The organism is Pseudomonas sp. M1 (assembly GCF_022760135.1).
Taxonomy (GTDB): Bacteria; Pseudomonadota; Gammaproteobacteria; order Pseudomonadales; family Pseudomonadaceae; genus Pseudomonas; species Pseudomonas citronellolis.
In genome coordinates, this window is sequence record NZ_CP094343.1 from 2,611,058 (window position 1) to 2,631,948 (window position 20,891).

19 protein-coding genes are annotated in these 20,891 nt (G+C 68.7%); 12 read left to right on the top strand and 7 right to left on the bottom strand.

All coding sequences use genetic code 11. From position 1 onward, the window contains the following. Nucleotides 1–16: 16 nt before the first annotated feature. On the bottom strand, nucleotides 17–883 hold the full coding sequence (locus PM1_RS11805) for an IclR family transcriptional regulator (RefSeq protein WP_009623185.1): 867 nt from the start codon (nucleotides 881–883) through the stop codon (nucleotides 17–19). Nucleotides 884–1,126: 243 nt separating this feature from the next. Here PM1_RS11805 and PM1_RS11810 point away from each other — a divergent pair, with 243 nt between their 5' ends. The 11 genes from PM1_RS11810 to PM1_RS11860 all read left to right on the top strand — a co-directional run bounded on the left by PM1_RS11810 (nucleotide 1,127) and on the right by PM1_RS11860 (nucleotide 12,636). Further along, a complete protein-coding gene (locus PM1_RS11810; RefSeq protein ID WP_009623183.1) occupies nucleotides 1,127–1,912 on the top strand; it encodes an enoyl-CoA hydratase in 786 nt (261 codons plus the stop codon). A 3-nt stretch (nucleotides 1,913–1,915) separates the two neighbouring features. After that, nucleotides 1,916–3,445 (top strand): 3-hydroxyacyl-CoA dehydrogenase, encoded by a 1,530-nt coding sequence (locus PM1_RS11815; protein WP_009623181.1) that lies wholly within the window; start codon nucleotides 1,916–1,918, stop codon nucleotides 3,443–3,445. A 33-nt stretch (nucleotides 3,446–3,478) separates the two neighbouring features. Continuing rightward, entirely contained in the window at nucleotides 3,479–4,681 is a 1,203-nt protein-coding gene (locus PM1_RS11820) for a 3-oxoadipyl-CoA thiolase (RefSeq protein WP_009623179.1), read from the top strand. A 22-nt stretch (nucleotides 4,682–4,703) separates the two neighbouring features. Next, nucleotides 4,704–5,939, top strand: coding sequence for a CaiB/BaiF CoA transferase family protein (locus PM1_RS11825; protein ID WP_009623177.1), 1,236 nt, complete (start codon nucleotides 4,704–4,706; stop codon nucleotides 5,937–5,939). A gap of 291 nt (nucleotides 5,940–6,230) precedes the next feature. Next, entirely contained in the window at nucleotides 6,231–6,980 is a 750-nt protein-coding gene (locus PM1_RS11830) for an electron transfer flavoprotein subunit beta/FixA family protein (protein WP_009623175.1), read from the top strand. Next, complete coding sequence (locus tag PM1_RS11835; RefSeq protein ID WP_009623173.1) at nucleotides 6,980–7,909, top strand: electron transfer flavoprotein subunit alpha/FixB family protein; 930 nt, start codon at nucleotides 6,980–6,982, stop codon at nucleotides 7,907–7,909. Before PM1_RS11830 ends, PM1_RS11835 begins: the two co-directional genes overlap by 1 nt. Before the next feature lie 76 nt (nucleotides 7,910–7,985). After that, nucleotides 7,986–9,236: an OprD family porin gene (locus PM1_RS11840; protein ID WP_009623171.1), complete on the top strand. Its 1,251-nt coding sequence runs from the start codon at nucleotides 7,986–7,988 to the stop codon at nucleotides 9,234–9,236. Nucleotides 9,237–9,468: 232 nt separating this feature from the next. Further along, nucleotides 9,469–9,999: an iron transporter gene (locus tag PM1_RS11845; RefSeq protein WP_009623170.1), complete on the top strand. Its 531-nt coding sequence runs from the start codon at nucleotides 9,469–9,471 to the stop codon at nucleotides 9,997–9,999. A gap of 60 nt (nucleotides 10,000–10,059) precedes the next feature. Then, nucleotides 10,060–10,386 (top strand): cupredoxin domain-containing protein, encoded by a 327-nt coding sequence (locus tag PM1_RS11850; RefSeq protein ID WP_009623168.1) that lies wholly within the window; start codon nucleotides 10,060–10,062, stop codon nucleotides 10,384–10,386. 13 nt (nucleotides 10,387–10,399) lie between these two features. Continuing rightward, nucleotides 10,400–11,251: an FTR1 family iron permease gene (locus PM1_RS11855; RefSeq protein ID WP_009623162.1), complete on the top strand. Its 852-nt coding sequence runs from the start codon at nucleotides 10,400–10,402 to the stop codon at nucleotides 11,249–11,251. Next, entirely contained in the window at nucleotides 11,248–12,636 is a 1,389-nt protein-coding gene (locus PM1_RS11860; protein ID WP_009623161.1) for a 4Fe-4S binding protein, read from the top strand. The genes PM1_RS11855 and PM1_RS11860 overlap by 4 nt, the downstream gene beginning before the upstream one ends. 118 nt (nucleotides 12,637–12,754) lie before the next feature. Here the strand turns inward: PM1_RS11860 and PM1_RS11865 are convergent, their stop codons facing one another. The 6 genes from PM1_RS11865 to mhpA all read right to left on the bottom strand — a co-directional run bounded on the left by PM1_RS11865 (nucleotide 12,755) and on the right by mhpA (nucleotide 18,884). After that, a complete protein-coding gene (locus PM1_RS11865) occupies nucleotides 12,755–13,579 on the bottom strand; it encodes a SphA family protein (protein WP_009623160.1) in 825 nt (274 codons plus the stop codon). Nucleotides 13,580–13,648: 69 nt separating this feature from the next. Beyond that, the gene (locus tag PM1_RS11870; protein ID WP_009623158.1) at nucleotides 13,649–13,843 is read right to left on the bottom strand and encodes a 2-hydroxymuconate tautomerase; all 195 of its coding nucleotides are present in this window, start codon (nucleotides 13,841–13,843) and stop codon (nucleotides 13,649–13,651) included. 115 nt (nucleotides 13,844–13,958) lie between these two features. Then, nucleotides 13,959–15,203, bottom strand: coding sequence for an MFS transporter (locus tag PM1_RS11875; RefSeq protein ID WP_009623156.1), 1,245 nt, complete (start codon nucleotides 15,201–15,203; stop codon nucleotides 13,959–13,961). A 92-nt stretch (nucleotides 15,204–15,295) separates the two neighbouring features. Further along, nucleotides 15,296–16,135 carry an intradiol ring-cleavage dioxygenase gene (locus PM1_RS11880; RefSeq protein WP_024128671.1) on the bottom strand — a complete coding sequence of 280 codons (840 nt, stop codon included), beginning with the start codon at nucleotides 16,133–16,135 and terminating at the stop codon, nucleotides 15,296–15,298. A 44-nt stretch (nucleotides 16,136–16,179) separates the two neighbouring features. Next, entirely contained in the window at nucleotides 16,180–17,235 is a 1,056-nt protein-coding gene (locus PM1_RS11885) for a maleylacetate reductase (RefSeq protein WP_009623149.1), read from the bottom strand. Nucleotides 17,236–17,255: 20 nt separating this feature from the next. Beyond that, nucleotides 17,256–18,884: a bifunctional 3-(3-hydroxy-phenyl)propionate/3-hydroxycinnamic acid hydroxylase MhpA gene (mhpA, locus tag PM1_RS11890; protein WP_043300381.1), complete on the bottom strand. Its 1,629-nt coding sequence runs from the start codon at nucleotides 18,882–18,884 to the stop codon at nucleotides 17,256–17,258. A 295-nt stretch (nucleotides 18,885–19,179) separates the two neighbouring features. On the opposite strand from mhpA, the gene PM1_RS11895 reads away from it, so the two are divergent. Further along, nucleotides 19,180–20,811 carry a sigma-54-dependent Fis family transcriptional regulator gene (locus tag PM1_RS11895; protein WP_009623145.1) on the top strand — a complete coding sequence of 544 codons (1,632 nt, stop codon included), beginning with the start codon at nucleotides 19,180–19,182 and terminating at the stop codon, nucleotides 20,809–20,811. Nucleotides 20,812–20,891: the final 80 nt, after the last annotated feature.

Here is a 20,891-nt window from a genome sequence, read left to right on the forward strand (position 1 = left end):
CACCGTCACCCGGGCATCAGCGAGCGGCGGCGCCTATGTTGTTGACCATGTTGATCAGGCGGGGCCCGATGTCGTCCTCGAGCTTCTCGCGGGTCAGCTGGAAGCTCGGTCCGCCGCAGTTGAAGGCCAGCAGCCCATACTGCGGATGTACCAAGGGCACGGCGACGGAGTTGACGTCGCGGTGCCATTCACCGATCGACAGGCAGTAGCCGTAGTCGGTGAAGTCCCTGAAGGCGCGGTCCAGACCCTTGCGGATGGCCGGCCAGTGTTGCGGTTCGCGCTCGCGGATGTGGTCGAGCAGGAACTCCCGTTCGTTCTCCGGCATCGCCGCCAGGCAGGCGCGGCCCACCGAACTCACCGCCAGCGGCAGGTAGCTGCCGATCTGCCGGCGCATCGTCATGTTCCCCTGGCCCTGGACCACGTCCAGGTACACCATCTGCAGGCGGTCGCGGGCGGCCATGGCCACCGCCGCCTGGGCGTGGTTGGCCAGTTCCTCCATCAGCGGGTGGGCCACCGCGCGGATCGACAGGTTCGACAGCATCGCGTAGCCGAAGCCCAGCACGCCGACGTCCAGCTGGTACTTGCCCGAGTGCACCTCGCGCTTGAGGCAGCCCAGGCGCATCAGGGTGTTGGTCAGGCGCGTCACGGTCGGCTTGGGCAGGCCGGTCTTGCGCGCCAGGTCCTGGTTGCTCAGCACGTTTTCCCGTGGGTTGAAGCAGCGCAGGATTTCCAGGCCGCGAGCCAGGGCCGTGACGAACTGACCGCTGTTTTCCTCCTCGCTCAGCGCCGTGGCGGGGTCGAACATCCCCCGTTCCAGCAGGCCGATCTCACCTTCGTTTTTCGTCGGCGCAGCCGAATCCAGCTCCGTCTTGTTGCGGCGCATGGTAGAACCCCTTTTCCGAGAAAATCAATAAAATAAAATTCAGTTTCGTCAGACGAAATTATAGAGGGTTTTCCAGTCTGCGTAAAATTGTCGCTGAGATATTTACTAACTGATTGTTTTTAAAGGTAAAAATAACTGATCAGAACGGATGCCGTTTACAGCGTCGATCGAGGCTCACTATGATGAATCGTAAATACGGAATGTAGTTTCGTCAGACGAAACAATACTGAGGCAAGCACGATCATGAGCAACCAGCACCCCAGCGTGGTCCACCGAACGATCCAGGCCGACGGCGTGGCGGTGGTCCGCATCGACCGCCCCGAAGCCCGCAACGCCCTCAATGCCGCCGTGCGCCAGCAACTGGCCGAGCACTTCCGCGCGCTGGCCGACGACAGCCGGGTGCGGGCCATCGTCCTGACCGGGGGAGAGCAGTGCTTCGTGGCGGGCGCGGACATCCGCGAGTTCGCCCAGGCCAGCCCCATCGAGATGTACCGCCGGCACACCGAGCTGCTCTGGGACGCCATCGGCCGCTGCCCCAAGCCGGTGATCGCGGCGGTGAACGGTTTCGCCCTGGGCGGCGGCTGCGAGCTGGCGATGCACTGCGACATCATCGTCGCCGGCGAGTCGGCGCGCTTCGGTCAGCCGGAGGTGAAGCTCGGCCTGATGCCCGGCGCCGGCGGCACCCAGCGGCTGATCCGCGCGGTGGGCAAGTTCCAGGCGATGCGCATGGCCCTGACCGGCTGCCTGGTCAAGGCGCCGGAAGCCCTGGCGATGGGCATGGTCAGCGAGGTGGTCGGCGATGCGCAGACCTTGCCGCGCGCCCTGGAACTGGCCGCCGAGATCGCCGCGCTGCCGCCGCTGGCCGTGGCGCAGATCAAGGAAGTGATGCTCGCCGGCGCCGACCTGCCGCTGGACAGCGCGCTGACCCTGGAGCGCAAGGCCTTCCAGCTGCTGTTCGACTCCCGTGACCAGAAGGAGGGCGCCGCCGCCTTCCTCGAAAAACGCCAAGCCAGCTTCCAGGGGGAATGACCCATGACGCGTGACATCCAACGCATGGCCATCGTCGGCACCGGCGTGATGGGCAGCGGCATCGCCCAGATCGCCGCCCAGGCCGGCATCCAGGTGAAACTCTTCGACGCCCGTGACGGCGCCGCGCAATCGGCGCGTGACAACCTCGGGCGCACCCTCGGCAAGCTGGCGGAGAAGGGCAAGATCACGGCCGAGGACGCCGACGCCACCCTGGCCCGCCTGCTGGTCGCCGGCTCCCTGGCCGAACTGGCCGATTCCGAGCTGGTGGTCGAGGCCATCGTCGAACACCTGGACGCCAAGCAGGCGCTGCTGGCCGAGCTGGAAGCGGTGGTCGCCGCCGACTGCATCCTGGCGACCAACACCTCGTCGCTGTCGGTCACCAGCATCGCCCGCGGCTGCCGGCACCCCGAGCGGGTGGCGGGCTTCCACTTCTTCAACCCGGTGCCGCTGATGAAGGTGGTCGAGGTGATCGACGGCCTGGCCGGCGACCCGCAGGTGGGCGACCGCCTGCAGGCGCTGGCCGCGCGCATGGGCCACCGCGGCATCCGCGCCAAGGACACCCCCGGCTTCATCATCAACCACGCCGGGCGCGCCTACAGCACCGAGGCGCTGCAGATGCTCAAGGAAGGCATCGCCGAGCCGGCCGACATCGACCGCATCCTGCGCGAGGGCCTGGGCTTCCGCATGGGGCCGCTGGAGCTGTTCGACCTGACCGCGCTGGACGTCTCGCACCCGGTGATCGAGTCCATCTACAACCAGTTCTACCAGGAGCCGCGCTACCGGCCGGCGGCGCTCACCCGGCAGATGCTCGAGGCCGGTTTCGTGGGGCGCAAGGTGGGGCGTGGCTTCTACCGTTACGAAGACGGCAAGATGATCGATCCGCCGGCGCCGCAACCGGTGCCGAGCGTGGCCGTGTTGCCGCCGGTATGGATCGGCGCCGAGTCCGCCGAGGACCGCGAGTCGCTCGGCGCGTTGCTGGAGAAGCTGGGCGCTACCCTGGAGCAGGGCGAACAGCCGAGCAGCGAGGCCCTTTGCCTGCTGGCCCCCTACGGCATCGACGCGACCAGCGCCTGCCGGCGTTTCGGCAGCGACCCGGCGCGCACCCTGTGCATCGACCTGCTGCTCGACCTGCAGCGCCACCGCTGCCTGATGCAGAACCCGGCGACCGCCCCGGCCATGCGCGACGCCGCCCATGCGCTGCTGGCCGCCGATGGCGTCGGCGTCACCCTGATCAACGACAGCGTCGGCTTCGTCGCCCAGCGCGTGCTGGCGCTGATCGTCAACCTGGCCGGCGACATCGTCCAGCAGCGCATCGCCAGCGTCGACGACCTGGACGAAGGCGTGCGCCGCGGCCTGGGCTACCCGCAGGGGCCGCTGGCCTGGGGCGACGCCGTCGGCCCCGCGCGGCTGCTGACGATACTGGAACGCATGACCGACCTGACCGGCGATGCCCGCTACCGCCCCGGCCCGTGGCTGCGCCGCCGCGCCGCGCTGGGCCTGTCGCTGCGCCATGCCGAGCCCGCGCTGGGCTGAGGCCCGGCGCTCACCCGATCCAAGGAGACTTCCATGCTCAATGCCTTTATCTATGCCGGCCTGCGCACCCCCTTCGGCCGCCATGCCGGGGCCCTGGCGCCGGTGCGCCCGGACGACCTGGCCGCCCACGTCATCCGTGAACTGCTCGCCCGCCATGGCGTGCCGGGCGAGGCCATCGAGGACGTGATCCTCGGCAACACCAACCAGGCCGGCGAGGACAGCCGCAACGTCGCCCGCCATGCCGCGCTGCTGGCCGGGCTGCCGGTGACGGTGCCGGGCCAGACGGTGAACCGCCTGTGCGCCAGCGGCCTGGCCGCGGTCATCGATGCCGCGCGCGCCGTGACCTGTGGCGAGGGCGAGCTGTTCGTCGCCGGCGGCGTCGAGAGCATGTCCCGCGCGCCCTTCGTCATGGCCAAGGCCGAGGCCGCCTACAGCCGCGACCTGGCGGTGTTCGACAGCACCATAGGCGCGCGCTTCCCGAACCCCAGGATCGTCGCCGGGTTCGGCAACGACAGCATGCCGCAGACCGGCGATAACGTGGCCCGCGAATACGGCATCAGCCGCGAGCAGGCCGACCGCTTCGCCGCGGCGTCCCAGGCGCGCTACGAGGCGGCCCGCCAGGCCGGCTTCTTCGCCGGCGAAATCGTCCCGGTGAGCGTGCCCACCGGGCGCAAGACGCCGCCGAAGGTGGTCGAGCAGGACGAGCACCCGCGCCCGGACTCCGACGAGGCCGCGCTGGCGCGCCTGAAGCCGCTGTTCGAGGGTGGCGTGGTCACCGCCGGCAACGCCTCGGGGGTGAACGATGGCGCGGCGGCGCTGTTGATCGGCTCCGCCGCGGCCGGCGAGCGCCATGGGCTCGCGCCGCTGGCGCGAATCCTCTCCGCCGCGGCGGTGGGCGTGGAGCCGCGGATCATGGGCGTCGGCCCGGTCGAGGCGATCAACAAGGCGCTGGCGCGCGCCGGCCTGGGCCTCGCCGACATGGACATCATCGAGATCAACGAGGCCTTCGCCGCCCAGGTGCTCGGCTGCCTGAGCGGCCTGGGCGTCGCCTTCGACGATGCGCGGGTCAACCCCAACGGCGGCGCCATCGCCGTCGGCCATCCGCTGGGGGCTTCCGGCGCGCGGCTGGCGCTGAGCGCGGCGCGACAACTGCAGCGCAGTGGTCAACGCTATGCGGTGGTCAGCCTGTGCATCGGCGTGGGCCAGGGGCTCGCCATGGTTATCGAGCGCGTCTGAGCGCGCCAGTGAGGAGATGAAGATGGGCGCTTTGAGCGGATACCGCGTACTCGACCTCAGCCGTGTCCTGGCCGGCCCCTGGTGCGGCCAGATCCTGGCCGACCTGGGCGCGGAGGTGATCAAGATCGAACGGCCCGGCGCGGGCGACGACACCCGCGGCTGGGGCCCGCCCTACATGAAGGCGGCGGACGGCTCGGACAGCCCCGAGGCGTCGTACTACCAGTCGACCAACCGCAACAAGCTGTCGGTGGCGCTGAACCTGGCCAGCCCCGAGGGCCAGGCGCTGGTGCGCGCGCTGGCCGGCGAATGCGACGTGCTGATCGAGAACTACAAGGCCGGCTCGCTGGCCAAGTACGGGCTGGACTACGAAAGCCTGTCCAAGCTCAACCCGCGCCTGGTGTACTGCTCCATCACCGGTTTCGGCCAGACCGGGCCGCGCGCGGAAGAGCCCGGCTACGACTTCATCATCCAGGGCATGGGCGGGCTGATGAGCATCACCGGCGAGAAGGACGGGGTGCCCGGCGCCGGCCCGCAGAAGGTCGGCGTGGCGGTGTCCGACGTGATGACCGGGCTGTACTCGGTGGTCGCCATCCAGGCCGCGCTGCTGGCGCGGGAGAAGACCGGCCGCGGCCAGCACTGCGACATGGCCCTGCTGGACGTGCAGGTGGCCATGCTCGGCAACCAGAGCCAGAACTACCTCGCCACCGGGCGCTCGCCGGGGCGGCAGGGCAACGCCCACGTCAACATCGTGCCGTACCAGGTGTTCTCCGGCAGCGACAGGGACTTCATCATCGCCTGCGGCAACGACAGCCAGTTCGTCGCCCTGTGCGAGGCCATCGGCCTGCCGGAACTGCCCAAGGACCCCCGCTTCGCCCGCAACGCCGACCGCGTGCGCAACCGCGAGGCCATCGTCGGCCAGTTGGCCGAGCACTTCCGCAAGGACAGCGCCGACAACTGGGTGGCCCGCATCCACGCGGTCAAGGTGCCGGTCGGCGTGATCAACGACATCGGCCGCGCCCTGGAAGAGCCGCAGGTGCTGGCGCGCGACATGCTGGTGGAGATTCCCCACGCCCTCAACCCCGGTTTCAGGATGGTCGGCAGCCCGCTCAAGCTGTCCGAGACGCCGGTGCAGTACCAGCGCCCGGCGCCGATGCTCGGCGAGCACACCGACGAGGTGCTCAAGCGCCGGCTGGGGCTGGACGAGGCGCGCCTGGCGGAGCTCAAGGCCCAGGGCGTGATCGAGCAGCTCGGCGAGTGAAGCGTTCGCGAGCAAGCTCCGTAGGATGGGTTGAGCGAAGCGATACCCATCACCGGGGTCCGATGGGTATCGCAAGCTCAACCCATCCTACGAAGAGCCCTTCGGCGCGGTCGGTACGACAGGTGGGCTCGGAGGCGGACGCATCGTAGGAGCGAGCTTGCTCGCGAACCCACCCCAATTGCGGGCGGTGCTGCCGAGGTCTAGCCCGGCGCGTCGCCAAACCAAGGTCAAGCGGCGGATAACCGCGAACGGTTATTCGCCCTACGCACCTGCAACCCAGAGGAGAATCGAATGAAGGTAGTGGTCGCGGTAAAGCGCGTGGTCGATTACAACGTGAAGGTCCGGGTGAAAGCGGACAACTCCGGCGTCGATCTCGCCAACGTGAAAATGTCCATGAACCCCTTCTGCGAAATCGCCGTGGAAGAGGCCGTGCGTCTGAAGGAAAAAGGCGTCGCCAGTGAGATCGTGGTGGTTTCGGTCGGGCCTAGTGCTGCCCAGGAGCAACTGCGCACCGCCCTGGCCCTGGGCGCCGACCGCGCCCTGTTGGTCGAGTCGAACGACGAGCTGAACTCCCTGGCCGTCGCCAAGCTGCTCAAGGCCGTGGTCGACAAAGAGCAGCCGCAGCTGGTCATCCTCGGCAAGCAGGCCATCGACAGCGATAACAACCAGACCGGGCAGATGCTGGCCGCGCTGACCGGCTACGCCCAGGGCACCTTCGCCTCCAAGGTCGAGGTCGACGGCGCTCAGGTCAAGGTCACCCGCGAAATCGACGGCGGCCTGCAGACCGTCGCGCTGAACCTGCCGGCGATCGTCACCACCGACCTGCGCCTGAACGAGCCGCGCTACGCGTCGCTGCCGAACATCATGAAGGCGAAGAAGAAGCCGCTGGAGGTGATCACCCCGGACGCTCTCGGCGTTTCCACCGCTTCCACCGTCAAGACCCTCAAGGTCGAGGCGCCGGCTGCACGCAGCGCCGGCATCAAGGTCAAGTCCGTGGCCGAACTGGTCGAGAAACTGAAGAACGAGGCGAAAGTAATCTGATGGCTATCCTGGTAATCGCTGAGCACAACAACGGCGTCCTGGGCGCTGCCACCCTGAACACCGTTGCTGCCGCCCAGAAGATCGGTGGCGATATCGCCGTGCTGGTCGCCGGCCAGAACGTCGGCGCTGTGGCAGAAGCCGCCGCCAAGATCGCGGGCGTTGCCAGGGTGCTGGTCGCCGACGACGCCGCCTACGCCCACCAGCTGCCGGAGAACATCGCGCCGCTGGTGGTTTCCATCGCCCAGAACTTCACCCACCTGCTGGCCCCGGCCACCACCAACGGCAAGAACTACCTGCCGCGCGTCGCCGCGCTGCTGGACGTCGACCAGATTTCCGAGATCGTCGAGGTGCTCGGCGCCGACACCTTCAAGCGCCCGATCTATGCCGGCAACGCCATCGCCACCGTGCAGTCCTCGGCGCCGATCAAGGTCATCAGCGTGCGCACCACCGGCTTCGATGCGGTGAGCGCCGAAGGCGGCAGTGCCAGCATCGAGGCGCTGGGCGAGGTCTTCGATGCCCGCAGCTCGACTTTCATTGGCGAAGAGCTGGCCAAGTCCGACCGCCCGGAGCTGACCGCCGCGAAGATCGTGGTTTCCGGTGGCCGCGGCATGGGCAACGGCGACAACTTCAAGCTCCTCTACGCCCTGGCCGACAAGCTGGGCGCCGCCGTCGGCGCTTCCCGCGCTGCGGTCGACGCCGGCTTCGTGCCGAACGACATGCAGGTCGGCCAGACCGGCAAGATAGTCGCGCCGCAGCTCTACATCGCGGTGGGCATCTCCGGCGCCATCCAGCACCTGGCGGGCATGAAGGACTCCAAGGTCATCGTGGCCATCAACAAGGACGAAGAGGCGCCGATCTTCCAGGTCGCCGACTACGGCCTGGTGGGCGATCTGTTCGAGCTCGTCCCGGCGCTGGAAAAGGCCGTCTGAGCCCCAGCCCATCCCTTGCCGGGCCGGACTCCGCCGGCCCGGCGTTTCGCCAACACCCTGCAAAGAAACAACAACAATGACTATTCGTCGACTCCCTGTGCTGGTCTCCGGACTGGCGCTGCTGCCCCCGTTCGCCCATGCCGGGTTCCTGGCCGACAGCAAGGCCAGCCTGGAAATGCGCAACTTCTACTTCAACCGCGACTACCGCCAGAGCGGCGCCAAACAGTCCTACTCGGAGGAGTGGGCGCAGGGCTTCCTGCTGCGCTACGAGTCCGGCTACACCGACGGCACCGTCGGCGTGGGCGTCGATGCCCTCGGCCTGCTGGGCCTCAAGCTCGACTCCAGCCCCGACCGCTCCGGCTCCGGGCTGCTGCCGTATTCCGCCAGTAGCGGGCGCGCCGCCGACGACTACAGCGACCTCGGCCTGACCGCCAAGCTGCGCGTCTCCCGCAGCACCCTGAAAGTCGGCACCCTGCTGCCCAAGCTGCCGGTGGTGCAGTACAACGACACCCGCCTGCTGCCGCAGACCTTCCAGGGCGCGCTGGTGGAGTCCAAGGAACTCGACGACCTCGACCTGCAGGCCGGCCAGCTGCGCCAGGTCAAGCAGCGCGACTCGTCCAACGCCGAAGACCTCAGCGTCACCCGCGGCAACAAGCGCAACATCAGCGCCGGCAGCCACCTCAGCAGCGACCGCTTCAACCTGGCCGGCGGCACCTACCGCTGGAGCGAGCGCCTGAGCACCAGCTACCACTACGCCAATCTCGAAGACCTCTACCGCCAGCACTACCTGGGCCTGGTGCACGTTCTGCCGATCGCCGCCGGCCAGTCGCTGAAGTCCGACATCCGCTGGGCACGCTCCACCGACGACGGCGGCAGCAACGTCGACAACCGCGCGCTCAACGCGATGTTCACCTACAGGCTCGACAACCACGCCTTCGGCCTGGGCTACCAGCGCATGTCCGGCGACACCGGCTTCGCCTACCTGACCGGCACCGATCCGTACCTGGTCAACTACGTGCAGATCGGCGACTTCGCCAACAAGGACGAACGCTCCTGGCAACTGCGCTACGACTACAACTTCGCCGCCCTCGGCCTGCCCGGCCTGAGCCTGATGACGCGCTACCTGCGCGGCGACAACGTCGACCTGCTCAACGGCCAGGGCGACGGCAAGGAGTGGGAGCGCGACACCGACATCGGCTACGTGGTGCAGGACGGGGCGCTGAAGAACCTCGGCTTCAAGGTGCGCAACAGCACCTTCCGCAGCAGCTTCGGCAACGACCTGGACGAAACGCGGCTGATCGTCAGCTACACCTTGCCGCTCTGGTAGGGCAGGACCGGGGAAAGGGGAGCGCCCTTGGCGCTCCCTCTTCTGCGCCGGGCTGGCCTATCGGCAATCAACGCCGTGAGCCTGGAAGTGAACAGCCCTGGTCTTCCTGTCCTCGCCGCACAGGTTTGCGGATTTACTTCAGGAATTCTTGATACAAATCATTCTCAATGGCGTCGTTTGGTCCCTAAATGCGAGCTCGCGATTCCTCATCTGTCGAGCCAAGGAGAAGACCATGCGAATCAACCGCGCCGTTCCCGTGATACTGGCGCTCGCCGCCCCGTTCGCGGCGGCCAAGGAGTACCCCATCGGCGCGCCGCAGGCTTGCGGCGGGATGGAGATCGGCGCGGTGTACCTGCAGCCGATCGAAATGGACCCGCCCGGGATGATGCGCGCCGCCGCGCAGTCCGACGTGCACCTTGAGGCCGACATCGCCGCCACCGCCGACAACCCCAACGGCTTCCAGGAAGGCAGCTGGATTCCCTACCTGCGGGTGGCCTACGAACTACGCAAGGACGGCAGCGACCAGGTCCTCAAGGGCGACTTCCACGGCATGGTGGCCAGCGACGGCCCGCACTACGGCGACAACATCAAGCTGCTCGGCCCGGGCAAGTACCACCTGACCTACACCATCCTGCCGCCGTCGGAGGCCTCCATGTTCGGCCGCCACGTCGACAAGGAAACCGGCGTGGCGCCCTGGTTCGAGACCTGCAAGGTGGAATACGACTTCACCTACGCCGGCATCGGCAAGAAAGGCGGCTATTGATGCGCGGGCCGCACCCGTTGCGGGTGCGGCGTTACCTTCCCCGAGAGTCGCGAGGCCGTCATGTTGCGCTCGTTCTTCTGCCTGCTGGCACTGTCGTTCGCCGTTGCCGCGCAGGCAGCGCCGCTCCCCACCTATGAGCTGACCATCAACGATGGCCACTTCACCCCCCAGACCCTGGAAGTGCCCGCCGGGCAGCGCTTCAAGGTCGTGGTGCGCAACGCCGGCAGCGGGCCGGCCGAGTTCGAGAGCACGCCGCTGCGGGTGGAGAAGGTGCTCTCGCCGGGCGTCACCTCGTTCGTGGTGATCCACCCCCTGCGTCCCGGCCGCTATCCCTTCTTCGACGAATTCCACATGGACCTGCCGCAAGGCGAGATCGTGGCGCACTGATCGGGAGCCAAGCATGCTGCAATCCTTGTTCATCGTCTGGCGCGAGAGCGTCGAGGCGCTGCTGGTCGTCGGCATCCTGCATGCCTGGCTGAGCCATCGCCCGGAACCCGCGCGCGGCCTGCGCATGCTCTGGAGCGGGGTGGGGCTGGGCGTCGTGCTGGCCTGTTCGCTGGCCGCGCTGTTCATGCTCGCCGGGGAGTGGCTGGCGGGGCCGTCCGGCGAATGGTTCCAGGCCGCCATGGTGCTCTGCGCCAGCCTGCTGATCCTGCAGATGGTGGTGTGGATGCACCGCCATGGACGCGGCATGAAGCGCCAGCTGGAGCGGGACGCCGAGCGCAGCATCGCCGAGGATGGCGGCTGGGGCGTGCTGCTGCTGGCGATGCTGGCGGTGGCCCGCGAAGGCAGCGAGACGGTGGTGTTCCTCTACGGCATCGGCGCGCAGCAGGGGGCGGACTGGACCTGGTTCGCCCTGGGCGGCGTGCTCGGCTTCCTGCTGGCGCTGGCCACCTACGCCGCGCTGCAGTGGTCCTCGCGGATACTCACCTGGCGACGCTTCTTCCGCGTCAGCGAAGTCCTCCTGCTGCTGCTCGGCGGCGCCCTGCTGATGGCGGCGCTGGACCGGGTGGCGGGGCAGGTCATGGCGCTGGACCTGCCCGAGTGGTGCTACGGGCTGTTCGGCGATCCGCTCTGGGACACTTCCGCCTGGCTCAGCGACGGCCACGGCCTGGGCGCGGCCCTGGCCGGCTTCGCCGGATACCGTGTCGCGCCCTCGCTGCTGGCGGTACTGCTCCTGCCGGCCTACTGGATGCTGGCGAGCTACCTGTGCCGGCGCGGCGGGCGCCGCGTCGAGGCCCGGTTGGCATGAACGGCGCGCCTTCCCTCTGGTTGGCCCGGTCGTTGGCCCGGCTGGGGGACGGCATGCGCCGGCATGCCGGGCTGATCCGCGCCCTGCAATGGGCCGTGGTGCTGTTCTACGCGGTGCTGCTGATCGTCCCGGCCTGCCTGGACCTGCCGCCGGCCCAGGCGCGCATGCTGGACAACCTGGCGGTGTTCGCGCAGTTCGTGTTCTGGGGCATCTGGTGGCCCTTCGTGCTGCTGTCGATGCTGCTGTTCGGGCGGCTCTGGTGCGGGCTGTTCTGTCCCGAGGGCGCGCTCAGCGAATGGGCGAGCCGGCATGGCCGCGGGCGCGGCGTGCCGCGCTGGATGCGCTGGGGCGGCTGGCCGTTCCTGGCCTTCTGCCTGACCACCCTGTACGGGCAACTGGTCAGCGTCTACGACTACGCGCTGCCGGCGCTGCTGATCCTCGGCGGCTCGACCCTCGCGGCGATGCTGGTGGGCTTCCTCTACGGGCGCGGCAAGCGCGTCTGGTGCCGCTACCTGTGCCCGGTCAGCGGCGTGTTCAACCTGCTCGCGCGGCTGGCGCCGCTGCACTTCCGCGTCGACGAGGCGCGCTGGCTGGCCAATGCCGGGCCGCACCTGCCGACGCCCAACTGCGCCCCGCTGATCGACATCCGCCGCATGAGCGGCTGCGCCGACTGCCACTCCTGCGGCCGCTGCAGCGGCCAGCGCGGCGCCGTGGCCCTGAGCCCGCGCTGGCCGAACGAGGAAATCGTCGTGCACGGCCAGCGCACGGAAAGCCCCTGGCCGGCGCGCCTGCTGCTGTTCGGGGTGATCGGCCTGGCCATGGGCGCCTTCAATTGGACGCTCAGCCCCTGGTTCATCGCGCTCAAGCAGACGAGCGCGGAGTGGCTGGTGGAGCGGGGCATCCTCTGGCCGCTGGAGGCCAACGCGCCCTGGTGGGTGCTGACGCATTACCCGCAGAACAACGACGTTTTCACCTGGCTCGACGGCGGCGTGCTGGTCTTCTACGTGCTGGCCTGGGCGCTGCTCATGGGCACCTGGCTGACGGCGCTGCTGCGCCTGGCCGGCAAGCTGTCGGGGAAAGGGCGGGGGCTGCACGGGCACCTGGCCCAGGCACTGATTCCCCTGGGCGGCTGCGGGCTGTTCCTGGGGCTTTCCGCCACCACCGTGAAACTGCTGCGCTACGAAGGGCTGGCCCTCGGCTGGGTGCAGCCTGCGCGGGCCCTGCTGCTGGCGGGCGCCTGCGCCTGGACGCTGTGGCTGGGCTGGCGGATTCTCCGCCGCCGCGGCGTCGCGCCCCTGCGCCAGCCAGCCGCGCTGGCCTGCCTGGCGCTGGCCTGCGTGCCGGTGCTGGGCGGCTGGTGGTTGATGTTCTGGGGTTGGAGCTGAGGCGGCGAGGCTGAATCCTGATGTAGCTGGGGCTTCCCCTCTGCCGGGGACATGCACGCTTCGGCGATGGCGATGGAAACCTCCGGAGCGGCAACGCCCGCCGCCCCGGAGGCCCGGTTCAGAACGCCTTGGTCAGCACGGCCCGCAACAGGTAGCCCTTGAAGTCGTCGTTGACCGCGTATTCCTGGTAGGCCGCCAGGTTCAGGCCGACGCCCGCGGCCGGCCAGAAGTAGCCGCCCTCCAGGCCGGCCGCGTGTCTTTGCGCGTCGCCGTCGCCCAGTTGCCACTGGTCGTAGCCGACGAGGCCGAGTTTCAGGCCGTTGTCCAGGCGCTTGGCGAGGCCCCATTCGACCAGGAACGTGTCTTCCACGTCAGAGTCGTCCGCGGCTTCGTAGCGGCTGAGGACGCTCAGGCTGAGGTCCTTGCGCTCGGTCAGGTAGAGGTTGCCGCCCAGAGTGAGCATCAGTTCGGAATAGCCCAGCCCGGGGTCGGCCGGCCGGTCGTCCTGGCCGGTGGGCGACCAGAACCCGGCGCCCGCCACGGCGTCCCAGCGCTGGCCATGCCAGCCGATGACGCTGCCGGCGTAGATGTCGCCCACGCCCCAGGCCGAGTCGTCGACGGCTCCCGACGCCAGGTGCAGGTCGGTATGGGTCACCGGGACTATGGTCTCGAAGGTCAGGTCGCCGCCCAGGACCTTCTGCCCGGTGACCCAGACCAGGCGGTTGGCCAGGGCGTCGACGCGCACCTCGCTGTCGGGGACGGCGTCGTGCCGGTCGGCCTGGTAGTGCACGGCGTAGCCGCGGTAGTACACGCCGGGAGGCGGCACGACGGCGCCGTCGATGCCTTCGACGCCTGGGCTGTAATGGCCCCCGGCCAGGGCGGAGAGGGGCAGCAGCAGGGCCAGGATTGCGGGAGCGAGGTTCTTGTTCTTGGTAATGCTCATGGTGTCTTCCGGTAGGTCGGCAGGGTGGGTGTGGTCAACGCCGGGTTGCTTCGCGGGGGACTGCCGCTTTCACTGGCTTTCCGACTTCAGCCTGGATTGGCCGCCGACGCCGTAGTGCTGCCTGGCCATGTCGCTGAGGATGATCCGCACCGCGTCCCGCGGGACCGCCAGGGCGCGGTGGCAGGCTTCGGTGACTTCGTGGATCAGTTGCTCCTTCTGCTCGTCCGTGCGGCCTTCGACGAGGTGGATGCTGATGATGGGCATGGGGCTTTTTTCCTCTCTGGGGGTGGGTTCCGCCCTTTCTGGCGGATGAGCGAAGCCGTGGGCCCCGCCGGTATGCAGGCGGGGCCCCGGTGTGGTTTCGGGCGTCAGGCGGAGGTCAGGTCGCTTCGAGGCCGGCACCGATGCGCAGCGGCGCCGTCTCCTTGAGGCAGAGCGTCACCAGCAGCCCGCAGGCCATGGCGCCGAGCGCCAGCAGGGGCGTGTGCTGGATGCCGTGGTGGTTGGCGACGTAGCCCGCCAGGCCGGGGGCGATGCCGCCGCCGAAGATTTCGCCGATGCCGACGACGAAACCCGAGGCGGTGGACATGAGCGTCGCCGGCACCGATTCGGTGGTGGCCGGCCCCACGGTCAGGCAGATCAGCCCGAAGTCGAAGAAGACCGTGAAGAACAGGGTGAGGAACAGGCGGGAGGTATCCGCGCCGGTGTTGATCAGCAGGTACAGCGAGGCCACCCCGCAGAGCACCGACAGCACCATCACCGGCTTGCGGCCGATGCGGTCGGACAGGCTGGGCAGGACGATGGTGCCGACGGCGCCGCCGAAGCCGATGGCGGAGAGCACGTAGCCCATCTGCGCCAGGCTGAGCCCCAGGTAGTCGAGCAGGTAGTTGGGCAGGAACGCCCCCAGCACCACGAGGACGGTCAGCCAGCACATCATGCCGAGGATGTTCAGCGGCACGTTGCGGCTCTTGAAGACGTCGCGCCAGTGATGGCGGCCGGCGTCGTGGGTGCTGGTGTGTTCCGCGGCCGTGGCCGCGTCGGTGTTGCGCAGCACCTTGTACAGCAGGTAGCCGACGATCAACCCGGGGAGCATCACCATGGCGAACACCCAGTGCCAGTCGAACAGGTGCAGCAGCTGGGTGGCCAGCAGCGGGGCGAGCGCCAGGCCGAAGAGCGGCATCGCGGCCTGCTGGATGCCCAGGTTCAGGCCGTGGCGGCTGGGCCTCGAGGCCTCCAGCGTGGCGACGATGCTGGCCGGGGTGTAGGCGCCCTCGGCCGCGCCTATGACCGCGCGGATCAGCATCAGGCTGACCAGGCCGGTGGCCAGGCCGCTGCAGCCGGCCAGCAGGGAGAAGAGGATGACCGCGGGGATGATCACCGCGCGGTGGCCGAGGCGGTCGGACAGCTTGCCCATGAACAGGGACGAGCAGCCCCAGGTCACGGCCAGGATGCCGGTTATCAGGCCGAGGTCCTGATAGTCCAGGCCCAGGTCCTTCATCATGATCGGGAAGAGCGGCATGATCATGAAACGGTCGATGCTGACCAGGCCGAAGCCGAGCGCCAGCAGCAGGACGGCTTTCCACTCGTACGAGGTATCGGGGCGATTGCCCTGGGTGTCTTTCATGTTTTCGTCCACTGTTGTTCTTGTAATAGGAACGTGCCGGTACCACGGGGTGCACGCCTGGCCGGCACTCTGGGTTGGAGCCGTGTTGCCGGTCAGTCGGGGGCCAGTACGAAGTCGAACCTGGCCGTCCAGCGGGTGGCGCCGCCCGGGTTCGCCTCGAATATCTGGATGAGGGATTGCTTCACGCCGAACACCGTGTCGGAGGCCAGGTACGCGTCGCCGGACACGAAGGTGTGCGTCACCAGGCGCTGGTAGCCCTCGGCCCCCACCATGAAATGCATGTGGGCGGGACGCCAGGGGTGCCGCCCCAGGCGCGCCAGCAACTGGCCGACCGGGCCGTCGTCGGGGATCGGGTAGGGCACCGGCTTGATGCCGCGGAAGCGGTAGCGCCCGTCGGCGCCGGTGACGAAGCGGCCACGGTTGTTCCACTCCGGTTGCAGCCCGGGTTGCTGCACGTCGTAGTAGCCCTCGGCGTTGTCCGACCACACGTCCAGCACGGCGCCTGCGATGGGCTGGCCCTGCAGGTCGAGGACGCGGCCTTCGTACAGGCAGCTTTCACCTTTCTCGTCCAGGGATATGGTGTCGCCCATGGCGCGCAGGGGCGCGTTCTCCACGTGGAAGGGGCCGAACACCGTGCTCTCGGTCGCGCCGGGCGGGCGCCGGTGGTTGATGGCGTCCACCAGCATGGAGACGCCCAGGGTGTCGCTGAGCAGGATGAATTCCTGGCGGCGCTCGGAGCAGAGCTGCCCCGTCCTGGTCAGGAAGTCGATCGCCAGTTCCCATTCGGCCTCGGTCAGCTCCACCTCGCGGACGAAGCTGTGCAAGTGCTCGACCAGCGAAGCCATGACGGTACGCAGGCGCGGGTCGATGGCATCCCCCATGCGTGCGTTGACGGTCTTCGCCGACGCTGCCTCGGTAAAGTATTCGATCATCTGGTTCACCTTGATGCTTTCGTGTGGCCGCCGGGGCGGTGCGCTCATTCCGGCCGCAGGCCAGCCCAGGCCCGTTGCAGGAGCGCGCGGATGGCCTCGCGCTCGACCGGTCGGGGGTTCCAGTACGGGTTGGTCACGGCCAGGTCCGCGGCGCGGTCCAGGTCGCTTTCGCGCAGGCCCAGGTCCTTCAGCGCCAGGGGCGCGCCCAGCTGCCCGGCGAAGTCGTGGAGGCCGCCGCCGAGGTCGCCGCCGAACAGTTCGGCCGCCGGCTGCAGGGCCTCGGCCGCGGCCTGCTGGTTGTAGGCGGCGGTGTGGGGCAGCATGACCGCGTGGGTTTCGGCGTGGGGCAGGTTGAAGCTGCCGCCCAGGGTGTGGCAGAGCTTGTGGTGCAGGGCCATGCCGACGCTGCCCAGCACCGTGCCGCACAGCCAGGCGCCATACAGGGCCGAGCTGCGCGCGGCGATGTCCTCCGGCTGCCGGACCACGCCGGGCAGGGCCTGCTTCAGCGCCCGGATGCCTTCCACCGCCATCAGCGAGGTGATGGGGTTGCGGTTGCGCGCATACAGCCCCTCCACGGCGTGGGCCATGGCGTTGAGGGCGCTGGTGATGCTCATGGGCACGGGCAGCCCGAGGGTCAGCTGCGGGTCGTAGATCACCACTTCGGGGAGGATCGACGGCGCGCTCACCGTGGTCTTCACACCGTTTTCCGTCTGCCCGAGGATGGGCGTCACCTCGGAGCCGGCGTAGGTCGTCGGGATCACCACCTGGGGGGCGTCGTTGCGGTAGGCGATGGCCTTGCCCAGGCCGATGGTGGAGCCGCCGCCCAGGGCCACGACGCTGTCCGCGCCCAGCTCGGCATAGCGCGCCAGCGCCGCCTCGGTCACCTCTACGGGGGTGTGCATGGTGGCCTGGGCGAAGACGCCGACGCCCAGCCCGCCGAGGCTGTCGAGCAGCCGCTCGGCGTCTGTCTGCTGAGCGGGCGTCGAGAGCAGCAGGGCGCGCCGGCAGCCCAGGGCCTCCAGTTCCGCGGCCACGCGCAGGGAACTGCCGGCGCCGAAGACCACGCGGGCGGGGTTTTGGGTATAGAGAAATTCGTGCATCAGGATGGACTCCGTGTCGGTCAGGCGAAGGCGGCGCTCGCTTCGTGGGAAGGGGCCTGGAGGTGCGTCAGGTGAAGCTGCCCCAGCAGGTCGTCCAGCTGGCGCTGCAGCGCCTCGGCCGAGCCGGCGCTGGCGGCGACGTAGAAGTCCGGGCGAATCACCAGGTAGCGGGCGCCCAGTTCTTCCAGCCAGGCGGCATAGGTGCCTTCGGCGTCTTCCAGGTCGCAATGGCTGCCCGGGCGGCCCAGGGTGACGAAGCGCGCGCCCAGGTGTTCCAGTGCCTGCAACTGATGGGAGGGCAGGGCCTGGCGGGGCGATTGCTCGAAACCGATGACCAGCCAGCCGCGGCCGGCGAGGTCGTCGAAGCGCCCGCGCCGCTCGCCCGCGCGGACGATGCCCTGCACCGAGAGTTCGCCGGCGTGGGCCGCGTCCTTGCACCAGATGCCCGGGCCCAGCGCCGCCTTGTCGGTGGGCACCGGCGTGCGGCCGGAGGCCTCCAGTTCCGCCTTCATGCGCCGGTCGCGCTCGGCGGCTTCCTGCGGGTCGGTGATGCAGATGATGCGCCCCAGCTCCATGGAGAACTCGATGTAGTGCTTGGCATGTTCGCGGCGTTCGCTGGTGTAGCTGTCCAGCACCGCCTCGCCCAGGGTGCCGTCGAGGATGGCGTCCAGGCGCCAGGCCAGGGCGACGGCGTCGCGCAGGCCGGCGCACATGCCCTCGCCGGCGAAGGGCGGCATCAGGTGCGCGGCATCGCCGGCGATCAGGCCGCGGCCGTTGCGCCAGGACTCCGCCCAGCAGGCCTGGAAGCGGTACACGGCGCTGCGTTCCAGCGTCGCGTTGGCCGCCGTCAGGCCCCAGGGCTGCATCAGGCTCCAGGCGTTTTCCGGGCTGGCCAGCGCCTCTGCCGACTCGCCGGGCAGCGCCATGAACTCCCAGCGCAGGCGGCCGGGGCCGCCCGGCACTATGGTGGTGGGGCGCCTGGGATCGCACAGCTGCCAGTGCACCGGGTCCAGCACTTGTTCCTGGTGCGGGATCATGTCGAGGATCAGCCAGTCGTAGAAGAAGCCGCGGTCAGTGAGGCTCAGGCCCAGCGCCTTGCGCACGAAGCTGTTGGCGCCATCGGCGCCCACGACGTAGCGGGCGCGGATACGGCTGGGCGCGTCCGGCGCATCGCCAATGCCGCCCAGGCAGATGCCCTGGTCATCCTGCTGCAGTTCGTTGGCTTCCCAGCCACGGATCAGGCGGATGTTCGCGATGCCCTCGGCGATGCCCAGCAGGCGCCTTTCCAGGCCGGGCTGGTTGAACCAGTAGCGCACCCGCCAGCCGGAGGCCGAGGTGCTTTTCCAGTCGACGATCTGCAGGTCTTCGCCGGCGGCGTTGCGCCAGTAGTAGAGCTCGTCGTGGTAGTTGATCGCCGGGTCGTTGTCGGAGTCGATACCCAGGCCCGCGAGTATCCTGGCGATCTCATGGTCGAAGGTCACGGCGCGGGGGCGGTCGTAGGGTTGCGGCCAGCGCTCCACCAGGGTGACGCGGTGGCCCTTCTGGCCCAGCAGAATGGCCAGCAGGGTGCCGACGGGGCCGGCCCCGACGATGGCCACGTCCGCGTCGTAGCGCGCTTCGCCGGCGTTGTCGGCGGGTAAACCAGGCATGCTCATTGTCATTGTTCTCGCTCTCCGGATACCGGGCCGCCACGCCCGGCATCGCCATCTTGTTATCGGGTAGCCCTCCGTGGTGGGCAGGGCGCGGCGTCCCGTCCGTCCCCAGCGCGTTGCGCTTGAGAGGGCAATGGCAAGCGGCATGCCAATGGTTCGTTGATTTTGTTTTCTTCAGGATAAACAGAGGCTTAAAGGATTTTTCGGCACCTTTGGCGCCAAGGCTGGATTGCCGCGGAATTAACGTGTTTGTTAATTTCGAATTCACTAATAACAAAAATGTTGAGATGCCATGGGTGCCCGCAGCTTCCCCCAGGACCTGCTCCGTCAGTTCCGCATGCAGCCCGAAAAGGGCCAGATCTGGATCGGCCAGCAACGCGCATTCCTCATGCAGCTGTCCGCCTTCGCCGCCTTCCGCCGTGAGTTGATCGCCGAGATCGGCGTGGCCCATTCGCGCCGCCTGCTGGCCCGCATGGGCTATGCGACGGGCTCCAGCGACGCCGGGCTGGCGCGCCAGCTGCGTGGCGACGAGAGCGACCACGCCTTCATGGCGGGGCCGTTGCTGCATGCGCTGGAAGGGGTGACGCAAGTGGAGACCTTGCGCATGGAGGTGGACGTGGAGTCCGGCCACCACTACGTCGAGCAGATCTGGCACGACTCCTTCGAGGCCAGCGCCCACCTGGCGCACCTGCCGCCTTCCGCCGAGCCGGTCTGCTGGATGCAGGTCGGCCACGCCTCCGGCTTCAACAGCGCCTTCTTCGGCCGCACGGTGCTGTTCCGCGAGGTGGAGTGCCGCGGCATGGGCCACGCGCACTGCCGGATCATCGGCAAGCCGCTGGAGGAGTGGGGCCCCGACGGCGATCAGCTGGAGCTGTTCGGCTCCACCGACTACATCAACGCTTCGCTGAACGACCCCGTGCTGGACGAGGCCCTGGCGGTTTCCGACCTGATCGGCGCGGACCCGAGCTTCCTCGCCACCTGCCGGCGCATCGAGAAGATCGCCACGCGCGACGTCACCGTGCTGTTCCAGGGCGAGACCGGCGTGGGCAAGGAACGCTTCGCCCGCCTGCTGCACCAGCTCAGCCACCGCGCGGACAAGCCTTTCGTCGCCGTCAACTGCGCGGCCCTGCCGGAAACCCTCATCGAGTCGGAGCTGTTCGGCGTGGAGAAGGGCGCCTTCACCGGCGCCCACCGCAGCCGGCCAGGGCGCTTCGAGCAGGCCGACGGCGGCACCCTGTTCCTCGACGAGATCGGCACCCTGACCTCGGTGGCCCAGGAGAAGCTGCTGCGCGTGCTGCAGCAACGCGAGGTCGACCGGCTGGGCGGCGATGCGCCGCGCCCCGTCGACATACGCGTCATCGCCGCCACCAACGCGGACCTGGAGAAGGACGTCCAGCAGGGCCGTTTCCGCGAGGACCTGTACTACCGCATCAACGTCGTCCCCATCCACATCCCCGCGCTGCGCGAGCGGCGCAACGACATCCCCTTGCTGATCCGCTACTTCATCAAGCGCTTCTCCACCCAGCACCAGCGCACCATCAAGGGCCTCTCGCGCGCGGCCGTGCGGGCGCTGCTGGAGTACCACTATCCCGGCAACGTGCGCGAGCTGGAGAACATCATCGAGCGAGGCGTGGTCCTGGCCGACGACAACGAACCCATCGGCCTGAGCGACCTGTTCCTGTCCCCGGCGCGGGAGGCGGAAGCCCGGCCGGACTTCGAGGCCCCGCAGCAGCGGCAACGGATCATCGAGCAGTGGCTGGACGAGCACCCGCTGGAGGAACTGATCGAGGCTTCGGTGAAGCGTGCCCTGGGCCGGGCCGGCGGCAATGTCGCCGGCGCCGCGCGGCTTCTGGGCATCACCCGCCGGCAGTTAGAGCACCGCCTGAAGACGCGCCAGCCTGGCGACGCCGGTATGGCGGATTGATCGCCCGGCCCCCTTCGGCAACGAGGCCGAAGGGGGCCCGGGATCGCTGAATTCTGGTTGCTCTATTCAGAGAGTCGATC